This is a genomic window from Streptomyces narbonensis (assembly GCF_014649015.1).
Classification (GTDB): domain Bacteria; phylum Actinomycetota; class Actinomycetes; order Streptomycetales; family Streptomycetaceae; genus Streptomyces; species Streptomyces narbonensis.
The window spans coordinates 193,198-217,394 of the sequence record NZ_BMSF01000002.1 but is presented as its reverse complement, the minus strand read 5'-3'; the positions used below and the strand labels follow the sequence as shown (position 1 = coordinate 217,394).

The window sequence follows — 24,197 nt, the reverse complement described above, 5'->3', positions numbered from 1 at the left end:
GGTGTCGTCGGCAAGACACCCCTAGGGAGTGTGTCTGCTGTCGCGGAATCCGCGTAGCCGGGGGTGGCGTACCTCGGGCAGGCGCACCAGGGTGCCCTCGAAGGCATGGCGGTCGGGCTCAAGCAGGCGCCTGGGGCGCTGCGGCAGGGGGTAGTCGTCGCGCAGGACGCCCTCCGGGAGCACCCCGGTCACGGGCAGCGGCGAGGTCTCGCCCGGGTGGGCCAGGTACGCCCAGACCCCGCTGTCCAGCGGCACCACGGCCCCCTCGTCGCCGGGCGGGCGCCAGGGGTCGCCTGTGAGGGGGTGGCGGGGGACGAGGAGGACGTCGGGGCGGGGACGGGGCGTGCCGATCCCGGGACCGGCCAGCTCCACGGACCAGGTCGCGAGCCCGGATTCGGGGCCGAGCCCGGAGTCGGGGCCGAGCCCGGATCCAGGACCGAGCCCGGGTTCGGGGCCGTCCTCAGTCCTCACGACCGCCTCGGACCCGGACGCGGCCCCGGTCCAGGGCTCGCCCCACGGCCTGGCCAAGGACTCGACAGGCACGCAACGGTCGACCGCGTGGCCGAACAGCTCGGTGACCGGGCCCGCGGGAAGGCTCACCGGGCGGTTCCCTGTGACCGCCACCAGGTGGGCCAGCGCGACCCCGAGCGCCGCCTCCCACCGGGTGCTCCACGCCCCGTCGGGTTCGACGGGCGGGACCCGGTGCTCGGCGCGCTCCAGGTCGTCCCAGTCGGGAGGCGGACCGGCCGGGAGCCCCGAGGGGCGGCGTTCGACCGCGTCGGGCTCCAGCCACACCGTCTGCCACATGCCGCAGTCGTCCCTGCGGGTCGCCACGGGCCGCCCGCAGCCCTCGCACGCCAGGTTCGGGCCGTCCCGGCCGTCCACGCCCCGGCAGTAGCCCTCGCACCTCTCGGGGATCAGGGCCATGGACCGGGAGTCGCCGGGGGCGATGACGATCCTGTTGCGCGCGCCGAACGAGACGGAGTGCACCCGCGCGTACAGGCCCCGCCGGGCGGCCTCGTCCTCGCCGACCTCGTCCCACGACCGCCAGGGCGGTCCGGTGGGCCGGGGCTCGACGGCATAGGTCGCGGGCTCCATCAGCGGAGGGTGGAGTTGCTCCCACGCCCCGTAGTGGGTGTGGACGGGGAGGGCGACCCGGGACACCGGCGCCGTCAGCTCCGTGCCGCACCCGACACACATGAACACGTACAAACAAGCTCCCCCTCGCCCCGATTCCTCGGGGATTGTGCCTCGCCCGTCGCGGCGGATCCACCGGGTTTCCGACCGGACCGGGGCGCTCCTCCGGACCCGTACGGGTCGTGCGACCTGCGCGGACCCGGATTCTGGGGGACGCTGGGCAGCGTGGGTGTGTGGCAGCTCCTGATGGTCGCGACGGTGATGCTGCTCGGTCTGTTCGGGGTGCTGACCCCCGGCGTACCGGGAACGTGGCTGGTGTGGGCCGCCATGCTCTGGTGGTCGCTGCACGAGCGGTCGGACCTCGCCTGGATCCTGCTGGCAGCCTCGACCGGTCTGCTGCTCCTCACGCAGGTGATCGTCTGGCAGCTCCCGCCACGCCGGTTCCGGGGCGTGGGCATCACCCGGCGGATGATCGTGTACGCGGGTCTCGGCGCGCTCGTGGGCTTCGTGCTGGTCCCCGTCCTCGGTGCGATCCCCGGCTTCGTCGGCGGGGTCTACCTCTCGGAACGGCTCCGCCTCGGCGGCCACGGCCAGGCCAGGGCGGCGACCCGGACCGTCATGCGGGCGGCCGGTACGAGCGTCCTCGTCGAGCTCTTCTCGTGCCTGCTGATCGTGGGCGCGTGGGCGGGCGCGGTGCTCTGGGGCTGAGACCTCAGGCCGTGGTCGCGAGGTAGCGCGCCGCGTACGAGCGCCAGGGGCGCCACTCCTCCGCCCCCCGGGCGCCCCCGAGGAGGACGTCCGGGTCGCCGAGGGCCCGCATCCGGATGACGGCTGCGGACTCGGGGCTCACGCCGGGGACGGCGAGCAGCGCGCGCTCCGAATCGTCGCGGTCGGCGCCCTGGTCGAGGCGTACGGCTCCGTCGACGAGCGCCCGGGCCAGCGGCCCCGCGACGGGGTGGCCGGTCAGGTCGGCCGGGGCCGGGAAGAGGTGGGTGAGGCCGCCGCAGGCGGTGGCCAGGGGCGCGCCGTGCGCTTCGACGAGCCGGGCCGACTCCGCGGGCCCGAGGAGCGTCCGCAGGGCGAACTCCTCCGGCTCGGCCGTCCCCGGGGAGCGCACGCCGGGCCGGGCCGTCACCTCGGCGGCGAGCCCGGGGTCGGCGCCGAGCCGCTCGGCGACCGCGTACGGGTCCGCGTCGAGGTCGAAGAGGCGGCGCAGCCGGTGCACGGCGGTGGTCATGTCCCGCAGCTCGGTGAGGTGGATGCGGGCGTCGAGCCAGCGGCCGGCGGACCGCTCGTCGACGGAGACGATCCCGGTGCCGTACGGGAGGCTGAGCGTGCGCCGGTAGGTGCGGGCTCCGGGGGCGCCGACGACCTCCTCGACGCGGGGTACGGCCTCGGCCGCGAGCAGGTCGAAGACCTCCCCCGCGGCGTACGGCCCCCGGTGGGCGAGCCGGAGCGGGACCCCGGCTGCGAGCGCCGTACGGCCTCCGGCGCCGCTGCCCGCCTCCTCCCGCAGGGCGGTGGGGGTGCGGGCGTAGACGGCGCGGACGGTCTCGTTGAACTGGCGGACGCTGGCGAAGCCGGCCGCGAAGGCGATCTCGGTGACGGGGAGGCCCGTCGTCTGGAGCAGCAGCCGCGCGGTGTGCGCCCGCTGGGCGCGGGCGAGCGCCACGGGACCGGCGCCGAGCTCGGCGGTGAGCTGGCGCTGCACCTGACGGGTGCTGTAGCCGAGGCGGCCCGCGAGTCCGGGCACGCCCTCGCGGTCGACGACCCCGTCGCCGATCATGCGCATCGCACGGCCGACGACGTCGGCCCGGACGTCCCACGCGGCGGAGCCGGGCACGGCGTCCGGCCGGCAGCGGCGGCAGGCGCGGAAGCCGTGGCCCTGGGCGGCGGCTGCCGTGGGGAAGAAGGCGACGTTCTGCCTCTTGGGGGTGACGGCGGGGCAGCTGGGGCGGCAGTAGATGCCGGTGGTGCGGACGGCGAAGAAGAACTCTCCGTCGAACCGCGCGTCCCTGCTGCTGACCGCCTCGTAGCGGGTGTCGTCGTCCCTCATGTCTCCCAGTGTGCGGGACCCGAAGGGACTCGACTCGCGGATTTCGGACATGGCGCTGCGGCCCGGGAACGAGTCCCGGACCACAGCGCACCGGGTTCCAGGGGATGTCCGGCAAGGAGGGCCGGGCGGGACTTTCCGGACACGGCTAGCGGACGCGTCCGCGCTTGGCCTCCAGGGCCGCGCGGCCCTCCGCGCCCTTGCGCTTCCAGTCCTTGAGGATCTCGGAGCGCAAACGGGCGTCGGTCTTGGCCACGATCCGCTGGTTCTCGCGGATCAGCTTGCGGTAGCTCTCCAGTCGGCGCACGGGCAGTGAGCCGTCCTCGATCGCCGCCGCCACCGCGCAGCCGGGCTCCGACTCATGGGCGCAGTCGTGGAAACGGCACTCCGACGACAGCTCCTCGATCTCGGAGAAGACCTGGCCGACGCCGGTCTCGGCGTCCCAGAGGCCGACCCCTCGCAGCCCGGGGGTGTCGATGAGGACGCCCCCGCCCGGCAGGACGAAGAGGTTGCGGGTGGTCGTGGTGTGGCGGCCCTTGCCGTCGACGTCCCGGGCGGCCTGGACGGTCATGACGTCGTGGCCGACGAGTGCGTTGGCGAGGGTCGACTTGCCGGCGCCGGAGACGCCGAGCAGGACGGTCGTGCCTCCCGCGACCACCGCGGACAGCACGTCGAGGCCCTCGCCCGTCTCGGAGCTGAGGGGCACGACCTGCACGCCGGGCGCGACGGTCTCGACGTCCTCGACGAGGTAGGACAGCCCGACGGGGTCGGGCACGAGGTCCGCCTTGCTGAGGACGATCGTCGGCTGCGCGCCGGACTCCCAGGCGAGCGCGAGGAAGCGCTCGATCCGGCCGAGGTCCAGCTCGACGGCGAGCGAGACGGTGATGACCGCGTGGTCGACGTTGGCCGCGAGGATCTGCCCCTCGGACCGGGAGGAGGAGGTGGAGCGCGCGAAGGCCGTACGGCGCGGCAGCAGCGTCCGTACGTAGCGGGGGTCGCTGACGCCCTCGGGGTCGACGGCGGCCCAGTCGCCGGTGCAGACGACCCGCAGGGGGTCGTGCGGGGTCACGAACGCCGTGTCGGCGCGCACGATCCCCTCGGGGGTGGCGACGTCGCACTGTCCTCGGTCGACCCGGACGACCCGGCCCGGGAGCAGTCCCTGAGCCGCGTACGGGGCGAAGGCCTCGGCCCAGCCGGCGTCCCAGCCGTAGACGGCGAGCGGGTGCTGGACAGCGGAAGAGGAAAACGGGTGGAGCGAAGCGTTGAACAAGGGGGAACCCTTCGAAGGGTGGCCCCGGCGGCGCGCTCCGAGCGCGCGGATCGAGTGGGTGTCAGCCGGAGACCACAGGGGTGGGAACGATGAACTCCTGAATGCGGGCAGAGCCCGTCACCGTGACAGTCATCAATGTCCTCACCTCCTGCTTCTTCTCAACGAACCAACACCGTTGCCCCTCGGGAACGGATGAGCAGCACCATAGTGCCGCTCTGGACGCGGCACCACCGATTAAATCCGAGACCTCGCCCACCGACATCAGCTGCGGACGCTCCGCCGTTACGCCGCGAGTCGCACGGTGTCCCGGGCCGGCACCTGACAACTTCGCCGTGAACCTGCGTCACTTCTCTGCCATGACAACCAACATCCCCTGCTGCCACGGACTTCACGCTGCGAAGGGAACCTCGCGGCGCCGTGATCCAATGGTGTGATGGCATGGGATGACTGGGACCGCGCGAAAGCAGACGTGACCGCCCGACAGCAAGCGTCGATGCGACTCAATCAAGTGCCAGGCGGCCAGGAGGCAACAGACAAGCCGACCTCGTCGTGAACCAGGACGACCTGGGCGCGGTAGGCCATGAGGCATTCGTGCTGCACAGTCAGTTACAGAAAGAGGCCGATATCGCCGGTGCCGGCGCCGACGCGGACGGGGCCGGCTCCACGATGCAGGCGGCAGCAGCCTTAAAGGGCAGCAACTTCGCCCTCGGGAGTGAGTTGGAGACGACGGTGTCCGTCTGGACCTCCCAGGTCAAGAGTGTCCTTCAAGCATGTGCACACATCTCGAACCACCTGGACTACTCGAAGAAGACACACGCGGAGAACGACGCCGCGATCGCCGCGTCCCTCAGGAACCGGGACGGCTCGGCCGTGCCCGTCTCCCGCCTCGCCGAGCACTTCAAGTAGGGGGATCACTTCATGAACTACACCGAGCTCATGGAAGTCGACCTCGGCAAACTGGGGACGGCGGCCGCCGGCTGGAAGCACATGGCCGAGAAGATGCAGCGGCTCGGCGGCGAAGCCCGAGACGGCATGAAGGCGAAGGCTGACAAGGCCCGTTGGGACGGAGTCAACGCGAACGCTACGCGGGACTTCGTCGGCAAGACAGTGAAGGAGTTCAAGGACCTTCACGAGGAAGCGCAGAGCATCTTCAGTGTCCTTGATGACGCACTCACCGAGCTGAAGGGCCTCCAGCAGCAGGCCAGGAGCGTGACCGCCGAGGCCAAGGAGAAGGGCTTCAGCGTCACCGGCCACAAGGACGGAAGCATAGCGATCGCGGATGCCCTCATCTGCGAGGTGGACGGGCCCGGACAGAAGAAGCGCGACACGATGCAGTGGTACGCCGACAGACTGGCCGGGATCATGAGCCACGCCACCGAGGTGGACGCGGCCGCGGTACGGGCGCTGCGCGCGAGCCACGGCGGTGATCCGGCCGACGCAGGCCATACCTCATACACGTCACTCGACGAGGACATGCTCCCGCGTGCCATGAAACTCGCTGGGCTGGGCGAAGACGCCGATGACAAACAGCGCGGGGAGCTGGGACGACTGTGGCAGTCCCTGAGTCCTGAGGCCCGGGCGCAACTCTGGATGCGGCACAAGGACGGGCTGCTGGCGGCCGATCTGCTCACCCCGTCGGTCAAGCGGGTGGCCGCCGACGACGGGGCGGGACCGTTCGACGTCGACTCACCGGGCTTCGGGGACTACTGGATGGAGTTGCAGGCCAACGGGGATGTCGAACAGCGGCGACTTCCTCGGCAAGACGGACGCGGCCCGGCACATGGATCACTACCTGAACGAGACCGGCAGGTCTCTCGACCTCGACGTCGACAGGATGCTGAGCGACGAGGACGACACGGTCCTGCGTGACGTGTCGGCGGCGACGCGCGCCAGGCAGGAGGACGAGTGGCGCCGTCAGGCGCTTGAAGCCTTCGCGCAGTCGGGCGGCAAGCCCGTGGCGATCCCTGGGGAGACCGCAGGGGTGGGGTACACCCACGACAAGGGCCCGGATGGCAGAGCGAACTGGTACCTCGCGGTGGGCAGTGCCATGACGAACACCACGGGTGTCGTGACCGCGATGCCGGGCCCGGACGGCAAGCCACAAGTCAGCATCGACTATCAGGTCAACGTCTGGGACCGGTACAACTGGGACCCGGGCAAGGCAACGCCCATCGGTCCGACCACGGTCACCGACGCCGACATGGCCCGCATGCACACGACGGGACAGGCCAGGGAGTTCGACATGAGAGGGAGCAGTTTCGGTGCAGCAGCACGACTTGACGTCGGGCGGCGCCTGGCCCGACCCCAAGGAACCTGGACGGGACGGCACACGTACCGACATCGGCCGGAACGGGGACGCCCGATGAACGTGGACCCGCGAAGCAGGTGGCACCCCCCGCTTACCGGGGCGATGAGCATCCTCGCTTCTCTGCTGGTGGCCGGATGCTCGGGGGCGGCGGAGAACCGAACTCCGACGGCCGACCGCTCCTCGGGACAGGTATCGCACTGGGTGGACACGGCCACCGTGGAGTCGGTGGCCGAGACGCTACACGTACGGATGCCCGCCACGGCGACGGAGACGAAGGCGGCGCACTTGGCGGGGTTCCAGGACGACGGTCTGATCATGGCTTTCGTCCTCCCTACGAGGTGGACGGCTTCGTCGCTCAGCTGAAGCCGGAGGAACCGCTCAGCCTGCGGGAACAGCCACTAGCCCGCAACACCAACCCGTCGACGCCGTTCTCGCACCTGGGGCTGCCGGAGCCCGACCTGTCGGCGAATGTCCGTGAAGGTCAGGTGTGCGCGCCTTGCGAGGATGATCTCGACTGGCTGAAGATCGCAGTGACGCAGGTCGACGCGCACACCAGCCGGGTCTACCTCAGCGGCGCCGACTGACGGCCGTTCCCGTGCGTGAGTACGCGTACTCACATGGGCGGGATCGTGCACTCAACTCACTGAGAGGTGGGGGGACTTCAACCTGGTCTTCGGCCGCCCAGTACTGGCGCTCGGTGCGTGCGGTACCGCGAAGACGGACGCTGGCGGGGAGCAGGGCCCGTCGCCCCGCCGGTCCCCGGCCCCCCGGCGGGGCCGGAGGTGGAGCTGGAGGTGGAGCTGGACGGACGTGACTGGTGCGCGGGCGTCCACCACGAGCAGCGCGTCGCCGAGGCCCTCGTGGACTGGCCGACCCCACCCCCGCGAAGGTCAGGACGATTCTCGGTGGCCTCGGCTACGCCGACGACCGCGTCCACGGCCTGAAGCAGGCCGGTGCGACCACCCTGTTCTTCGTCGACCTGCGGGAGAAGGGCGGGAAGCTCTGCCTGGAGGGCACGGCGGCCGGCGCGGAGACCGTCGTCGACAAGTGCGTGACCCCCGCGACCGGCCCGTTCGCCCCTGGGGACCGGGAGCTCGGACGCCTGCTGGCCCCGGCGGACGACACGGGTCGACAGACCCGTGGGCGGGGATCCGTAGGATGCGTTCATGGCACGGTCCGACGAGGTCGGGGCGGAATTCTGGGGCGAGGGCCGGTACGGGGTCCAGCCCCCACTCACGGACACCGCCGTCCGGGACGCGGAGCGTCGGCTCGGCGTCCGTCTGCCGACGTCGCTGCTGGAGGCACTGCAGGTCCGGAACGGCGGCGCGGTGGCGGAGTCGTGGAACGCGTTCCCGACCGACGTACCGACATCGTGGAGCGAGGACCACGTCCCGTTCGACGACCTGATGGGCATCGGCCGCCACGAGGACCAGTTGTCCCTGCTGGACACCCCCTACCTCGTCGAGGAGTGGGGTCTTCCCTCCCCTCTGGTCCTGCTGTCCGGTGACGGCCACTGCTGGATCGCCCTCGACTACCGGGCGTGCGGGAGGGACGGGGAACCGTCCGTGACGTGGTTCGATGTGGAGGACGGCATGGAACTTCCCCTGGCCCCGGACTTCCGGACGTTCGTCGAGCGCCTGGCCCCGGCCACGTCGTTCGATACCGGTGCCGATTCCGACGCAGGAGAAGGGAACGGGGACCGGCCGGCGTCCTGATCCGGTCCCGTGCCGCTTCCCGGTCGTGCCGCTCAGTCGCCGAGGGCGTTCGGACGCCGAAGGCGGCGATGACGGTTCCCGTGATCCGGTCGAGCAGGCGGCGGGCGCGGAGCTTTCGCAGTCGGCCGTGCAGCGCGCGACTGCGATCTCGATGCCGTCGGTCACGCGCCGGCGGACGAGGCCCTCGCTCTTCATGTCCCATCAGAGCTTGCCTTCGAGCAGTACGGTGCGGTGGCCAACGAGGCGGCGCGAGAAGTCCGCGACGAACTCGGGGCGCAGCGTGGGCCAGTTCCAGAATGTGAAGCCGAGATGGCCGAACGCGAAGTAGTCGTCCGCCCAGCGCCACGTGTGCACGGGAGCCGTCCGGCCGCAGGACGGGCACGCGACGGGCTCGTCCTCCCCCTCGGCCCAGGAGCCCACCGCGTCCGCGAACAGTGCCCACTTCTCGTCGAGGGGCGACCAGCGCTCGTCGACGAGGGGTACCTCCGCTGTGCAGTGCGGGCAGGTGACGGCCGAGGGTTCACCCTGCCCGGCATCGAAGACCGTACGCTCCACGGTGACGTGCAGGCCGTTGCTCCACATATGGGCCAGCTCGGGATCCGGGTCCTTGACGGCTTCGCCGTACCGCGGCCCCGGTGCGTGCCCGGCGTCGGCGCCGAGGACACAGTCGGTGCGTTCCGCCGAGACGAAGCCGTCTGCGATCAGCCAGTCGAGTACGTTCGCCGCGAGCCCCTGCACCTCCTCCGGCGTGGCCTCGGTGTCGACGATCGTCTGGAACCAGTCGCCCATGGTCTCCCCTCCCGTGCTCGTACCTGCGTACCGTACGTCTCGCCACGGACCGTCGCAGCGGCCCCACCGCCGTCGCGTTCGTGTCGAAGCCGTCGACCGGGGCAGGGCGCGGACCCGGCCGGTGCGGTGCCGGGCCCGCGAGCCCGGCACGGTCGGCCGGACCTAAGCGTGTCACAGAAGGCTGCGGAGTGAACATTTCCCTTGTATGCGTGGGGTGTTGAGGGCCGCCTCACGATGCAGCAGCTCGCTCCGCTGTTCGACGTCTCGTCGGCGACGGCCTGCCGGGTGATCCAGCGGCTGCGGCCGCTGCTGGTCATCGAGCCGGCCACCCGTCCCACCGACGCGGTGGAACGGCTGTGGATCATGGACGGCGCTCTCATCCCTGTCCGCGACCGGAAGACCGGGGCGTCCTCACGCAACTACCGGTTCTCGGCGAACGTGCAGGTCATCATCGGCGCCGATTCCGGCCTGGCCCCCCATCTACAAGGGGGTCACCATGCTGGGCGACGGCGCCCACATCAGCACCGGGCTCGTCGTCCCCTCACCGCAAACGCCCCGGCCGAGCCCTCCTGCCGGGAGAGGAGGAGGCCAACGCCGAGCGCCGAAAGGTCCGGGCCCGTGCCGAGCACGCCTTCGCCCGCATGAAGCACTACAAGATCCTCCACGACTGCCGCCAGCGCGGCAGCGGCCTCCATCACGTGGCCCAGGCCGTCGCCCACATGCACAACCTCGCCCTCACCACATGACCAGACCGGCACCAAACCAGGTCCTGACCTGCCTGAACGCGACCTTCTGCAGCACGCTTTAGGTCACGCGGGTGCGAGGCCGTTGGGGTCCTGCAGGGACACACGGGCGCGGTCTGCGCACTCGCGTCCCTGGGGAGGGAGTGTCTGTTTCACTTCCGGACAGTCCTCGCGCTGGCAACCCGACTGAACACCCAGGCCAACCCGCGTGACCGACGCGGACGGCGTCACTCGCCGGTCGATGTCCCGCTCTGGCCGGAGGTGACCATGCGTCGCCACGACCGCCAGAAAGGGCACGGCCGACACGAGACCGCACGGTGCGCGCTCACCGTCACCGCCCTCAACCTCGGCTCCCGGCCCGCACAAGGTGAGGTCCACACGAGCCTGGGCTGCGCTCCGAGGAGATCACTCTCAGCTGCATGTTCGTGCAGAGAAGTGGTGTACGGGTTCGACCTGATCCGGGTGTGCCGGGCTACTACGCTTCCTCGCTCAACCTGCCATATTCGCTGAATGCGCCTTGATCTGATGTCAAGTCATGCCGTTGGGTGACCCACCTACTGTGAGCGTTGCGTTAAGCAGGGGTGGGGATTGTGAAGAGACGTCGGGCGTATCAACGTGCCTGGAGCACGGGAGTCGCCCTATCTGCTATGGCCATGGGGTTGGTGGTTCCGTCTCAGGCAGCACTGGCAGCCGTGCCGACCGTTGATGCGCCTGTCCTTGGCGAGGCGGACCTCGCACTGGAGACGGCGAAGGAATCCGGCCAGCGTGTCGAGGTCGAGAGCAAGCGCTCCGAGCGAGCCAGTGTGTTCGCGAACCCCGACGGGTTCACTTTCACGCTGGAGCAGCACACGGTGCCGGTGCGCGTGGCGAAACCCGGTGGTGGCTGGCAGGAGCCCGACGCAACGCTGGAGCGGCGTGAGGACGGGTCAATCGGCCCCAAAGCCGCGTCGGCCGCAATGTCGTTCTCTGGGGGCGGCGACGCTGCCCCGCTGGTCGAGATCGCCGATCGCGGCCGTTCGCTTCTGCTTGACTGGCCAGGCAAGTTGCCAGTTCCTGAAGTCGACGGAGCGAACGCGGTCTACCGCGATGTACTGCCTGACGTCGACCTCAAGCTGACCGCCACAGTTGAGAGCTTCCAGCAAGTACTGGTGGTCAAGACGCCGTCAGCAGCCGCGAACCCGGCACTCAAGGAGCTCACCTTCGGCCTGAAGGCACATGACCTGACGGTTCTCGAAGGCGCCAGCGGGAGTCTTGCCGCAGTCGACGGCAGCGGAACCACAGTCTTCCGTGCTCCGCCGGCCCGAATGTGGGACTCGGCCGGACTAATTGAGGGCGCACCTGGCTTGGCACCACAGATGGCGCGGCTGACTGCCATATCGGCGGACGACGCGCCGTCGGGTCCTGCCGACCCGTCTGAGCAGGCTCCTTCCGGTAGCGGTCTCCAGCCGGGGCAGGGTGACAACGTCGCCCGCATGGATGTCGACGTCACGGCAGATGCGCTCACCGTTGTTCCGGACGCCTCGATGCTCAGCAGTACCGCATCCGAGGACTACCCGGTGTTCATCGACCCGACGGTGACATGGGGTGAGTCGGAGCGGACGCAGCTGCGCAGCGACGGCTACGAGTCCTACGGGTGGGGCAACGGCGACGACAACCGCGGTCAGGGCGTTGGTGAGTGCGGCTCCTGGAGTGGCTACTACTGCGGCCCCGGCTACGTCCAGCGCCTGTACTTCGAGTTCGCTCCTGACAACCTCAAGGGCAAGCAGGTACTCGACGCCACGTTCGCGGTCACCGAGCCGTGGTCCTTCCAGTGCGATCCCCGACAGGTTGACCTGGTCCGGACGAACAACATCTCCTCGTCCACAACCTGGGCGTCCCGGCCCGCCGAGCTCGACTGGATGGCCGACCTGTGGGTTTCCGCCGGACGTGGATCGCTGTGTGATCCGGACTCTCCTGATGCTCCGATCGAGTTCAACGACAATCCGCAGGAGCCGAACGAGAACCTCACGCCAACTGTGCAGGCATTCGCAGCCGGCAAGTTTGCGCGGCTGACGTTGGAGCTCCGGGCTGGGAATGAGACTGATACCTCGGCGTGGAAGCGCTTCAGGAATGACGCAGTCCTGCGCGTGCTGTACGTCGCCAAGCCTGCAACGCCGACCAACGTCGGCATCGTGAGCGGTAGCAGCCGGATATGCGACACCAATGGCTCGGACCCGACAATATTGGACTCTCCGCAGCCCACCTTTACCGCAACCCCGCAAACCGCTGCTGGAGGCGAGTCTCAGGCCAAACTGAGGGCGTGGATGCACGTTGGTTATTGGGTTTCTGACGGCGTCTGGACCGGCGGCGGTATGGCAAGTCCGAGTACCAGCACTATCCCGGACAACTGGAAGACCACGGCAACGTGGCCCACGAAGCTGGTCGAGGGGCGCCTCTACCGATACTCGGCCGCCACGCAGGTGTTCAAGGACACCAATGCCTATGCATCTTCCTCGGGGTATGCGCCGTGGTGCTACTTCATGGTCGACGCGACGGCGCCGAAGGCACCCATCGTTACGTTCGGAAGCCCTTACAAGGCATGCTCCGACCCCAACAACTGCCCTCTCTACGGAGCCCCCGGCGTACCTGGGACGGTTTCCTTCAAGCCCGCCAGTGGCGACACCGTCGTGTCGTACCGCTACCGGATCTCCAACGGTTCCTGGGTTGAACTGTCCGGTTCAAATGTGACGGCAACGATCAAGCCTCCCACAGCCGGTACGTACACGCTGTTCGTCCGAGCCAAAGACCCGCAGGGGCGGTGGGGTGCCACGACAGCACTCGACTTCAGAGTGGCCAAGGGAGCTGATCCTGTCGGCCGATGGCAGTTCACCGAGACATCCGGCGCGGCACTCGACAGCGCACCGGACGGGGGTTCTTCCTCCGCGACCCTGTACGGGGCCGCGACTCGAGACAATCGCGGTCGTCGGGGAGTGATCACCCACGACAAGGACGGGGCGCTGCTGGATCCGCAGGTGGTGGACAGGGGTCTCTCCCTCGGCGGCACCACCGGCTACGCCTCCACCGCCGGCCCCGTGGTAACGACCGGCTCCTCCTACACCATTGCTGCGTGGGTCAGATTGGAAGACGGTAGCCAGAATCAAACCGCGCTGGGACAAGACGGCACGATGACCGGCGGTTGGTACAGCGCCTTCTACCTCGGGTATCGCTCGGAGTCGAAAAAATGGGAGATACGCACCTCTCCGAAGGACACCACCGAAGGCGACATCACGAACCAGTTCGTGCAGTCCAAGCAGCCAGCCACGCTCGGTGTCTGGACTCACCTCGCGGCCGTCTACGACGCTACCAACACAGAGATCAGCCTGTACGTCAACGGCGAGCATCAGGGAACGGACCAGGTGGCCCCGTCGTGGGCGTCCACGGGCAAGTTCCAGATCGGGCGTGTCTGGTGGCGTGGGGCGTACTACGACCACTGGAAGGGTTCGATCGACGAGGTCACCGTGTGGCAGAGCAAGGTGGACGCCACGGACATCCTGGACGAAGCAAGAGCCCTCCTTCCGGGAGGATTCAATGCAGCCGAGCTTGTGGCCGACTGGTCCCCTGGCGGAGCCTCCGCAGCGACTGTCGCCGACAAGTCATCCGGGTACGGCAAGGCGCTGACGCTGGCCGGCGGCGCCGCGACAGATGGCGAGAACCTCGTCTTCGACGGTGTCGACGACGCTGCCACGTACAAGGGCCCGTTGGTCGATGACACGGGGTCCTTCACAGTGACGACTCAGGTGGCTCTGGACAAGGCCAAGATCAACGAGAAGAGCGTTGGCTATGTCGGCCAGGTCCTCGGGCAGCGCACCGCGGACGGCTCGGCCTGGGGTCTGTGGTATGAAGCCGCCGATACCAAATTGGACCTTGTCGAGATCACGCTCCCGGATGGCACGAAGGACCTCGTCGAAAAGGAAGTACCAGTGGGCTACTGGCACTTCGGACGACTTAATACGGATGGCAAAACCTTCTCTTCGGTCCGCTCTGATAAGGAGTCCGAATTGGGTACGCCTGTCCGCTTGACCGGAGTCTACGACGCTCAGGACGAAACGATCTCACTCCGCGTCGGGACGGAGCTCAACGCTGTTCCGAAGACATTCACAGCCAAACTCGGCAGCGGGGAACTTGCGATCGCCAAGGGACTGTCGTCTGGGACGACCTGGAAGTACTTCCTCGCAACTCGCGTATCCGACCTGCGGGTGTGGTCGGGAGCTGTGCATAACGAGACTCAGATCGAGGCGCTGACCGGTTCCTGACGGTGTAGCCATGCAAGAAGTGGGTGGCACCAGGTGCCTGGTGCCACCCACTTCTGCTCTTCAAGACCAGGGCAAGGAGCCCGAGGTCTCTGTCAATCCGCAGTTCGAAGGGGTGGGGGAGAGTATTCGTGAAACCCAAAATAGGCAGGACAACCTCCCGAGAGGGAAGACAACGGCGCAGCCGCCGCAGAGCGCTCGTCATCGTGCCGCTGGCGCTGTCGCTGTCGGTGCCGATCGGCCTCAGCCCTGTAGCTGCCGAAGCTACGGGCGGCCTGGGCCGGCCGGACGTGCCCAAGCCTCGGGTCGGCAGGATCCATGAGGGCCCCGGTCCGGGCGCCAAACGGGCCCGGGAACAGGTTGCGAAGGAACTACAGAAAAACACAGCCCAGGTGCTGCGCGCCCGGGCTGAGCAGCTTCGACTGAGCTGGCCCAAAGCCGGCAATGCCGATGTCGCGCTAGCGGCCGGACGCATCAAGGCGGCACCCGGCGGCCTACCCGTCACCCTCGCTCCCTCCGGCGGCAAGAACACTCTCCGGGCGAACGACAACGCGACGATCACGGTGCTGGACCAGAAGGCGGCAGACCAGCTCGGGATATTCGGCGTTGTGCTGACCGCCGAAGCCGAACGGGCCGGCGGGGCCGAGGTCAGTATCGACTACGGCGGTTTCGCATCCGCCATCGGAGGTGGCTGGGCCGGCCGACTCCGGCTCGTGCAACTCCCGGCGTGCTCTCTGAGCACACCGCAGAAGGCCGAGTGTCGGACCCAGGCACCTCTTCCCTCGCACAATGATCCCAAGAACCAGACGGTCACCTCCCGTGTCGCTCTCGCCGAGAGCACCGATGGGGAGGGCATCAACGCCCAGCTCGGGTCTTCGGCCTCTGGCGCGACAGTCATGGCTTTGACTGCGGCCGGCGCCGATGGCGCATCGCCGAACGGCACCGGTGACTACAGCGCGACGCCGCTTTCAGCCTCGTCCTCATGGTCCGCCGGAGGCAGCTCCGGCTCGTTCACCTGGTCGTACGGCTTCGCTCTCCCGCCTGCGGCTGCGGGCCCGACCCCATCCCTGAGCCTGGGCTATGACTCAGGCAGCATCGATGGGCGCACTGCGACCACAAACAATCAGGGAACCTCCATCGGCGAAGGATTCTCCCTCACCGAGTCTTACATCGAACGCTCCTACGGCAGCTGCGACAAGGACGGACACACTGACGTGTTCGACCGCTGCTGGAAGTACGACAACGCACGGATCGTGCTGAACGGCAAATCGTCCCGCCTGGTGAAGGCTGACGCAACGAACGCGACTGCCGCCACCAGCGAGTGGAAGCTGGAGAACGACGACGCGTCGAAGGTGACCCGTTCCATCGGCGCCGATAACAACGACGACAACGGTGAGTACTGGACTGTCATCACCGGCGACGGAACGAAGTACGTCTTCGGCCGCAACAAGCTCGACGGCGCCACCACCGAGCGCACCAACTCGACGTGGACCACTCCCGTATTCGGCGACGACGCCGGTGAGCCCGGCCACGACGCGGGTCCCGCGTTCGCCGAGCGATCGGTGACACAGGCCTGGCGCTGGAACCTCGACTATGTCGAGGACCCCCACGACAATGCCACTACCTACTGGTACACACCAGAGAAGAACTACTACAGGAAGAACAAGGCCGCGAAGGCCGATGCCGAGTACGTGCGCGGCGGCTATCTGAAGGAGATCAAGTACGGACTTCGTAAGGGCGCCCTGTTCACGGACGACGCAGACGCCAAGGTCGCCTTCGGCTACGCCGAGCGCTGCACGGAGGGAGCATGCTCGTCGCTGACGAAGGAGACGGCCGAGACCTGGCCGGACGTGCCCTTCGACGCCATCTGCGCCAGTGGCTCCACCGAGTGTCTGCCCCAATCGCCCTCGTTCTTCACCCGCAAGCGGCTGACCGGCATTGACACCTCCTCGTGGAACGCGTCCACAGGTACCTACGACGCGGTCGACAGTTGGGACCTGGTCCAGGAGTACCAAGACGGTGGCGACATCGGTGACACCTCCGACCACGTCCTCACACTGAAGTCGATCACACGGACGGCAAAGGCCGGGACGACCGCCATCAAGACGAACCCGGTGGTCTTCACGTACGACAAGCGCCCGAACCGCGTGGATGACGACCAGGACCACATCCTGGCTCTGACCCGTCCCCGCATCCGCACAATCGTCTCCGAGACCGGCGGCATCACCACCGTGGAGATGTCCCCCGCGGAGTGCGTGCGCAGCCAGGTTCTCACCGCCCCCGAGGACACCAACACCCGTAGCTGTTATCCCCAGTACTGGAACATCAATGGCAGCTCTATAGCGTCGGTCGACTGGTTCCACAAGTACCGTGTGATCGGTGTTCTCCAGTCCGACCTGGCAGGCTGGAACGACCCTGTCGAGAACGAGTACGTCTACAGCGGCGCCGCCTGGCACTACAACGACGACCCGTTCACGCCGAAGGACGAACGGACCTGGTCCGACTGGCGCGGCTACCGTGAGGTCACGGTCTACAAGGGTGCTGTCAGGCCCGGAGTCAACCGGACCAAGACCGTGTCGCTCTACATGCAAGGCATGAACGGGGACAAGAACAGCAACGGCACGACCAAGTCCGTGACGATCGCCGCGCTCACTCAGCCCGCAATCGGAGTGGCCTCGCTCCCGGACACCAATCAGCACGCGGGAACACTGCGCGAGCAGGTCACCTACAACGGTGTGACTCCGATCGCCGCGACCGTCAACCTTCCCTGGTCACGCGAGACAGCGCGCCAATCCGCTGTTCCCGACGCCGACGACCACGTCTCGCGCTTCGTCCGCACGCAGCGCACGACCTCCTACACCTACCTCACCGCTTCCGACTCCTGGCGCTCACGTGCCACGTCGACCCTCTCGTTCGACGGCTACGGAATGCCCACCGAGGCGGTGGACCTGGGTGACGAGGACAAGTCGGGCGACGAAGTCTGCACCGAGACCTGGTACGCCCGCAATGTCGACGCGGGGTTGACCAACCTCGTCTCGCGCGTGCGCACCGTGGGCCTCAACTGCGGGTACGCGGAAGCCGATCTCCAGCTCGCCGCGGCCGATGGCACACGTGCCAACGTCATGGCCGACACGGCGATCTCCTACGACGACATCGCCTGGTCCACGACGATGAAGCCTGTCAAGGGTCTTCCCACCTGGACCGGACGCGCTTCCGCATACGGCACCGGCGGAGCTGTGACGTGGCAGAAGACCAGCGTCACCGCCTACGACGACCTCGGCCGGCCCACTACGGTCACCGACGCCCAGGGAAGCACCATGACCACGGCGTACTCACCCGTGGACTCAGGTCCGCTGACGCGAACGATCGTCACCAATCCGCTGACGCACAAGGTCACCAGCTACCTCGACCCGCGTCGCGGTCTCGCCCAGCGGACCTACGACGCGAACCTGAAGAAGACCGAGCTCGCGTACGACGCGATGGGCCGCCTGACCGACGTGTGGTTGCCGAACCGCAACCGCAGCACGCAGGTGCCCAACATCCAGTACAGGTACTCGCTCAATAACACCGTCGAGTCCTGGGTCTCGACAGCAAATCTCAAGGCCGACGGCGAAACGTACAACACGAGTTACGCGATCTACGACTCGCTGCTGCGACCGCTTCAGACACAGTCCCCGACCCCTCAGGGTGGGCGCCTGCTGACGGACACCCGCTACAACACCCTCGGGATGGCGTACGCCACCTACTCCGACGTCTTCGACACGAGCGCACCGGGTTCGAAGTACGCGCGGGCGCTGTACGGAGGAGCACCGAAGCAGACCGAGACGGTCTTCGACGGAGCAGGACGGCCCACATCCAACGCCCTGTACGTCAAGGGCACGCTCACGTGGACCACCAACACCAGCTACACCGGAGACTCCACCGCCACCACTGCTCTCAACGGTGGCTCCGCGGCCCGTACGATCACCGACGCCCTCGGCCGGACGGTCGAGACTCGTGCGTACGCGGGTCCGAGCCCGGCAGACTTGCAGTACGGGGCAAGCCTCGGAAACTCGTACACGTCGACGAAGTTCGAGTACACCCGTGACGGCAAGCAGTCGAAGATCTCGGGGCCGGACGGCGCCGTGTGGAAGTACGTCTACGACCAGTACGGCCGCCAGAAGACCACGGAGGACCCTGACAAGGGTACGACTCGTACCGAGTACGACGGCCTTGACCGGCCGGTGAAGGTGACTACCGGAAGCTCCACGGTCGTGACCGGATACGACGCTCTCGGCCGTCCGACGAACACCTGGTCGGGCACGGCATCGGAAGCCACGCTCCTGACGAGCCGCACCTACGACACCCCTCTCAAGGGTCTTCCCGCCACCTCCACCCGCTACGTCGGAGGCAAGACCGGGAAGGTATACACCAAGTCGGTTACGGCGTACGACGTCCTCGGCCGGCCAGCAACGACCGAGCTGGCCCTCCCCGCCACGGACCCGATCAGCCCGTCCGTGCCGGGCGGGAAGGTCACGTATCAGTCCACGTACCGCAACGACGGAACCGTGGGCAGCACCAGCGAGCCTGCTCTGGGCGGCTTGCCGAGCGAGGTCATCGGGTACGGCTACGGCTCTCTGGGCCAGCTCACGTCCGTGAAGGGCCTCAATGGCTACCTGCAGCAGGCCGACTACTCCGAGACCGGCCAGGTCCTGCAGCTCACCCTCGGCAAGGGCGGCACAGGTGACCGCAATGTCTACATCACCAACCGTTTCGAAGAAGGAACCGACCGCCTGACCCTCAGCCATGTCACGGACCAGACCCACCCGTACATGCTGCAGCACCTCACCTACACCTACGACCAGGCCGGCAACGTCACCTCGATCGCCGACCCCACGATCCTCGGCGGCACCACCAAGGCCGAAACCCAGTGCTTCGCCTACGACGGCCACAGCCGCCTCACCGAAGCCTGGACCCCGACCTCCCAGAATTGCGGTGACGCGCGCAACGCCAGCGCTCTCAGCGGGCCGGCGCCGTACTGGACGTCGTACACCTACAACACAGCCGGCCAGCGCAAGACGGAGACGCAGCACCTCTCCACAGGCAGCACCACTACGACGTACTGCTACGACCCGGCCAAGCAGCCGCACGCACTGCGGTACACCACCCCGCGCACCACATGCGGCACCGCCGCAGACCCCACCAAGGACAAGGTCTACGGCTACGACGCCACGGGCAACACCACGAAGCGCCCCGGCGACACCGCGCAGCAGAACCTGACCTGGTCGCCCGAAGGTCAGCTCGCGACACTCGCCGAAAGCACCAAGTCAACTGACTACGTGTACGACGCCGACGGCATTCTGCTGATCCGCAACACCAAGGCCGGCGAACGCGTCCTGTACACCGGCGCAACAGAACTCCACCGCCGCGACAACGGCACCACCTGGGCCCAACGCAGCTACACCGCCAACGGCACCCCGATCGCCGTCCGCACGAACGAGACCGGAACGACCCAGCTCCAGTTCCTCGCAGGCGACCACCACGGCACCCAAAGCCTTGCCGTCACCTCAGACGCTACACAGAAGCCCACCAAGCGCTACATGACGCCATTCGGGGCGAAACGCGGCGGCGCGGTCGGCACCTGGCCCACCGACAAGGGCTTCCTCAACAAGACCACCGACGCATCCACGGGCCTTACACACATCGGCGCCCGTCAGTACGACCCGAAAATCGGCCAGTTCATCAGCGTCGATCCTCTCCTCTCGACCGACCAACACCAATCCCTCAACGGCTACAGCTACGCCAACCAACACCCCACCACCACTGCTGATCCCACCGGCCTTCGTACGGATGATGTCCCTTCGAACCCGAACCGTGACTATTGCTACATATACGTTTGCAGCAGTAGCGACGGTGTAGATGCCGGAAAGGGCGGCGCGGGAAACGGAAACGGAAGTGGCAACCCCACCCACGGCGGAACTCACTTCGGCCGGACCACCGCCCCAACTGGAACGGCTAGCTCCAGCGGTGGCGGTGGCGGTGGCAACGCAGGGTCAAGTGGTGCCCCTGAAAGTCACGACCTCTCCTGGTCGAACCCAGTCAGCGAAGCTTTCTGGGGCGTAATCAGCATCGGCGCACACACATCATCGCTCTTTGGCTGGATAGGTGATTCCGACTGCTGGAACGGCGGAGCTGGCGCCCCTGGCTGCGACTACGGAGCCACCTTCGACCAATGGGTCCTTGAGCAGGGTGTGGACTCGACGTCAGACTGGTACCAAGTACCCGGCTTCGTCGGAGAAATGATCGCCCACGGCCGCGCTGGCGGCGGGGCCGGAACAAAGCCTCGCAAGACAACGCCGCTGCCCGGCGGCAACTGCTTCCTCGCCGGAACGCTAGTCCTCATGGGCGACGGCAGCACAAAGGAGATCCAGGACGTCGAGGTCGGCGACGAGGTCCTGGCAACGGATCCCGAGACCGGAGAAACGGGTGCCCGACCCGTCACTCAACTGATCCGCACCGAGGAAACCAAGCACCTCAACACGCTCTCCATCGCCACCCCCGACGGCACCGAGACCCTCACGGCAACCTCCGAGCACCCCTTCTGGTCAGCTTCACAGCACTCCTGGATTGCCGCGAAAGACCTGAAGCCGGGCATGGCCCTGCTCACCGACAACGGCGAGACCGTCGCCGTCAACGGGAACACCTCCTTCATCCAGTACGTAAAGACGTACAACTTCACCGTTGACGATCTACACACGTACTACGTGCTGGCCGGCCAGACCCCAGTCCTCGTCCACAACACCTGCCTCAATGTTGCTCAGATATTGAGCGAACTCGCGAACAAGCGCGTCACGACGGGGCGCCTGTTTAGCAACTCAAAGGAAATGCATGCTGAGATTGAGGCCGGAGGAAACAGTCCTCTGGTTCAAGCGACCGACGCGTACTTGAGGCAGCACGGAGCACCCATCAACCCAAGGGTGAAGTATTACCCGGCAGCGCAGCACGTCGAAGCGCAATACGCCATGGTAATGCGCGAAGGGAGAACGAAATCAGCCACTGTGGTCATGAACAATAGAGCGGGCGTGTGTGGCGACATGTACGGCTGTCAAGGGGCAGTTGCCAAGATCCTTCCCGTCGGTTACACAATGGAAGTCTGGTATCCTGGCGCGGAGGCTGCGAAGATAATACACGGAGAGGGATCGGCGCCATGATCCTTAACGCAATAATCCACGGGCGATACCAGTACGCCGATGATTGGAACGGGAAATCTGCACTAATCACGGAGGTCCTGGAGAATCTTCAGCATGAGGACCGTAGCGGGCCATGGATCAGCGCCGGAGAGACCGCGGCGTTCATGTTCGCCGAACGGCGCCACTCGGAGACGGTGCGCGACTGGTGGCCCGACAACTGCCTTCAGGTTGCGGTAAATTCGGAGTCTGGATACGGCGGTCTCGTCTGGTCTGCAAATCAGGATCGGATCACGAGGGACGAGATCTCCGAACACATCTGGGTCTCCAATAATCCGAATCCTCCAGATTTCGATCCGCGCGTGGTATCAGATCCTGGGGTCCCGTATTTCTTCGACCCGAGAAGCACCCTCCCTGTCAACCAGATCAGAGCAGCGCTTGAGGAATTCTGTCGGAATGAATCAGGCAATCGCCCCGAGTGCGTAGCGTGGGTCCACGGAGAATTGAATGGCGAGCGCCATTCATAGACTAATTAACGCCGCTAGCGTGGCACTTAGGCGATAGTCCCTGCGTCACCCAAGTGGAGGACCTCCGGCAAGAATCGGATTCCCGGCGTAAGAGCTGAAGCCCCGTCAGGTTGCCCTGACGGGGCTTTCGCGATCACGCCCCCCTAGCGTCCAGTACGGCTCTCACTATGAACACCATCCGAGTTTCTCGATGATGGGTGGTTTCCAGGAATATCGACCAGGACTGTGAGCCATACCTCGGTATCGAACTCGGCCGCCTGAGCCGCCCACATCCGCCCATCTGGATTCTGGGAGGGATTTTTCAGCGATACCGCGACGGGTGATTACATCACGGAGGAAGTTTCTGAGCATCTCCCGTCACGCAATAGGGTGCGGCGCCATGATCCTAAACACTATTCCAGAGGCAGTCATACCTCAGCCGGTGAGCCGCGAGAAATTCGGCGCCGAGGTGACTCGGAGGCCAGGCATGCTGGTGAGCACGTCGAAATACGGATGGCCGCGACCGGGTCTCGATGAGGTTGTCCAGCTCAGCCACCTGTTGGTTGAGCGCCATCGCCGCCTTGACCAGCGTACGGACCGTCTGTGGGTCAACTTCTCCCGGCGGTTGGCGTTCAGCAATCTGTGCAAGGTGGCGCAGAGCAGCTGGCGTCTGGAATTCGGTCAGCAGCGTGAACTTGCTGCAGATGGTGAGGTCGAGGGACCGCCCGCAGCTGCGAAGTCTGCCGGCCGTCCTACGCTTCCAGATATGCTTCCATCCAACTCGTACGCACTGTCTACTACAGGAAAGACGGAGAAGCGCACGGAGAGACGTATCTCAGTCGAGATTGGTGGGATTTAATACCCATGGGAGCGGATGCCTTGAGTCCGGTGGAAATCGAGATGGATTCGTTCCTCGCGTCGTGGTTCGGTCCAGCCGAATCGAGTGCGAAGGGAATCGACCCTGAGTTTGACTGGATCCCGACCGGGCTGAAAAAGTGGTATGAAATCAGCTCTCGGTGGGGAATTCCGGTCGAGGGAGTGAAGCGCCTAATCCCTCCTTCCGAGATTTCGGAAGAAGAAGGAAAGTTCATCTTCCTGATGGATCAGGGCGGATGGGCATGGGCTTTCGACTTGGCCGAGCCATCCTTCATCTTTGAAGCGAAGGATGACGATCCGTGGCGGCGACTTGATGCGGACTGGGATGAGATGCTCCTTTGGCACTCATTTAGTGAAGCGGTCAAGCATGCTCCATTCGTACAGTGGTCATCAAACGCTTCCACCGAAGCCGTAAATGAAGCCCTCTCGAAGTTTCGAAAGGTTTCATTCGCGGGTTCGATGTGGCCTACTGCGGGATGGGCCTTCTACATCGCAGACGGAATGATCGCGGATGCGGGGCCTAGCAAGTGGGCTCCGGATTCATTCTCGATTACCGTGGGTGCCGGTTCGAGTGAATCAATCGCTTTCCTCAAATCGCTGGCTGGTATCGAATGGCGAGTTCGACAGAAGTAGGAATTAGACTCCATCGTACTCGCCCGTGACGGCCGCCCGGTGATTTTTCCTCAGGCGGCCGGCAAGGGCCCTTCTTTTAACTCCCGTCACGGGATAGGCTGCGGCGCGATGATCCTAAGACGTCATCCCATTCGGTCAGTCTGCGGTAGCAGATGAGGGTGCAGGCGATGCTGGTGAAGGCAAGGAAGTGGTCAGCTTTGCGTTCGTAGCGTCGGTGGAGCCGTCGGCAGCCGGCGAGCCAGGCCATGGTGCGCTCGATGATCCACCGGTGCCGTCCGAGCCGCTGAGAGGACTCGATCCCTTTACGGGCGATGCGGTGTCGGATACCTCGGCCGGAGAGCCATTGCCGCAGGTGGCGGTAGTCGTAGCCCTTGTCGGCGTGGAGCTTGCCGGGCTTGCGTCTGCGTCGCCCGCGGCGTGAGCGGATCGGGGGTATGCCCTTCACCAGCGGGATCAGGGCCTGACTGTCGTGGAGGTTGGCACCGAAAATTCCGACGGAAATTGGGCAGACCGGTCCGCTCGGTGATCAGGTGGATCTTCGACCCGTACTTACCCCGGTCTACAGGATTCGGACCTGTCAGTTCCCCCTTTTCTGGACCCGCATGTTCACCGAGTCGATCGCACAGCATGACCAGTCCAGCTCTCCGCGGGCACCGAGCTCGTCGAGCACCACGCGGTGGAGCTTTGCCCACACCCGGGCCTTCGACCACTG

14 protein-coding genes and 3 pseudogenes are annotated in these 24,197 nt (G+C 66.5%); 12 read left to right on the top strand and 5 right to left on the bottom strand.

Features of this window, described 5'->3' with window-relative positions; genetic code table 11:
• Nucleotides 1-21 precede the first annotated feature (21 nt).
• Nucleotides 22-1,212 (bottom strand): hypothetical protein, encoded by a 1,191-nt coding sequence (locus IE124_RS04570; RefSeq protein ID WP_440862305.1) that lies wholly within the window; start codon nucleotides 1,210-1,212, stop codon nucleotides 22-24.
• A gap of 150 nt (nucleotides 1,213-1,362) precedes the next feature.
• On the opposite strand from IE124_RS04570, the gene IE124_RS04565 reads away from it, so the two are divergent.
• Entirely contained in the window at nucleotides 1,363-1,845 is a 483-nt protein-coding gene (locus IE124_RS04565; RefSeq protein WP_189505074.1) for a DUF456 domain-containing protein, read from the top strand.
• A 4-nt stretch (nucleotides 1,846-1,849) separates the two neighbouring features.
• On the opposite strand, the gene IE124_RS04560 is transcribed toward IE124_RS04565, so the two are convergent.
• Together IE124_RS04560 and rsgA are read right to left on the bottom strand one after the other, a co-directional pair.
• Complete coding sequence (locus IE124_RS04560; protein WP_306432380.1) at nucleotides 1,850-3,244, bottom strand: DNA-3-methyladenine glycosylase 2 family protein; 1,395 nt, start codon at nucleotides 3,242-3,244, stop codon at nucleotides 1,850-1,852.
• A 94-nt stretch (nucleotides 3,245-3,338) separates the two neighbouring features.
• Nucleotides 3,339-4,460 (bottom strand): ribosome small subunit-dependent GTPase A, encoded by a 1,122-nt coding sequence (gene rsgA, locus IE124_RS04555; RefSeq protein WP_189505070.1) that lies wholly within the window; start codon nucleotides 4,458-4,460, stop codon nucleotides 3,339-3,341.
• Between the two features lie 433 nt (nucleotides 4,461-4,893).
• Between rsgA and IE124_RS04550 the strand changes: the two are divergent.
• From IE124_RS04550 to IE124_RS04525, 6 genes and pseudogenes are all read left to right on the top strand, one after another.
• Nucleotides 4,894-5,366, top strand: a pseudogene (locus IE124_RS04550) (hypothetical protein).
• 12 nt (nucleotides 5,367-5,378) lie between these two features.
• Entirely contained in the window at nucleotides 5,379-6,329 is a 951-nt protein-coding gene (locus IE124_RS04545; protein WP_229832138.1) for a hypothetical protein, read from the top strand.
• A complete protein-coding gene (locus tag IE124_RS34630; RefSeq protein WP_229832136.1) occupies nucleotides 6,241-7,131 on the top strand; it encodes a hypothetical protein in 891 nt (296 codons plus the stop codon). Before IE124_RS04545 ends, IE124_RS34630 begins: the two co-directional genes overlap by 89 nt.
• The gene (locus IE124_RS04535; RefSeq protein WP_189505067.1) at nucleotides 7,107-7,352 is read left to right on the top strand and encodes a hypothetical protein; all 246 of its coding nucleotides are present in this window, start codon (nucleotides 7,107-7,109) and stop codon (nucleotides 7,350-7,352) included. Before IE124_RS34630 ends, IE124_RS04535 begins: the two co-directional genes overlap by 25 nt.
• Nucleotides 7,353-7,469: 117 nt before the next feature.
• Complete coding sequence (locus tag IE124_RS04530) at nucleotides 7,470-7,712, top strand: hypothetical protein (RefSeq protein WP_189505065.1); 243 nt, start codon at nucleotides 7,470-7,472, stop codon at nucleotides 7,710-7,712.
• A gap of 222 nt (nucleotides 7,713-7,934) precedes the next feature.
• Nucleotides 7,935-8,483, top strand: a complete 549-nt coding sequence (locus IE124_RS04525) for an SMI1/KNR4 family protein (RefSeq protein ID WP_189505063.1) — start codon at nucleotides 7,935-7,937, stop codon at nucleotides 8,481-8,483.
• 201 nt (nucleotides 8,484-8,684) lie between these two features.
• On the opposite strand, the gene IE124_RS04520 is transcribed toward IE124_RS04525, so the two are convergent.
• Entirely contained in the window at nucleotides 8,685-9,272 is a 588-nt protein-coding gene (locus IE124_RS04520; protein WP_189505061.1) for a hypothetical protein, read from the bottom strand.
• A gap of 228 nt (nucleotides 9,273-9,500) precedes the next feature.
• On the opposite strand from IE124_RS04520, the pseudogene IE124_RS35600 reads away from it, so the two are divergent.
• The 5 genes and pseudogenes from IE124_RS35600 to IE124_RS04495 form a co-directional block, all read left to right on the top strand.
• Nucleotides 9,501-10,018, top strand: a pseudogene (locus tag IE124_RS35600) (transposase family protein); the annotation flags it as partial.
• A gap of 644 nt (nucleotides 10,019-10,662) precedes the next feature.
• Nucleotides 10,663-14,307 (top strand): LamG-like jellyroll fold domain-containing protein, encoded by a 3,645-nt coding sequence (locus IE124_RS04510; RefSeq protein ID WP_189505059.1) that lies wholly within the window; start codon nucleotides 10,663-10,665, stop codon nucleotides 14,305-14,307.
• A gap of 200 nt (nucleotides 14,308-14,507) precedes the next feature.
• On the top strand, nucleotides 14,508-21,494 hold the full coding sequence (locus IE124_RS04505; protein ID WP_229832189.1) for a polymorphic toxin-type HINT domain-containing protein: 6,987 nt from the start codon (nucleotides 14,508-14,510) through the stop codon (nucleotides 21,492-21,494).
• Complete coding sequence (locus tag IE124_RS04500) at nucleotides 21,491-21,997, top strand: Imm1 family immunity protein (protein WP_189505056.1); 507 nt, start codon at nucleotides 21,491-21,493, stop codon at nucleotides 21,995-21,997. The genes IE124_RS04505 and IE124_RS04500 overlap by 4 nt, the downstream gene beginning before the upstream one ends.
• An 867-nt stretch (nucleotides 21,998-22,864) precedes the next feature.
• On the top strand, nucleotides 22,865-23,485 hold the full coding sequence (locus IE124_RS04495; protein ID WP_189505054.1) for a hypothetical protein: 621 nt from the start codon (nucleotides 22,865-22,867) through the stop codon (nucleotides 23,483-23,485).
• Between the two features lie 76 nt (nucleotides 23,486-23,561).
• Here the strand turns inward: IE124_RS04495 and IE124_RS04490 are convergent.
• Nucleotides 23,562-24,197 (bottom strand): annotated as a pseudogene (locus IE124_RS04490) (IS5 family transposase); the annotation flags it as partial.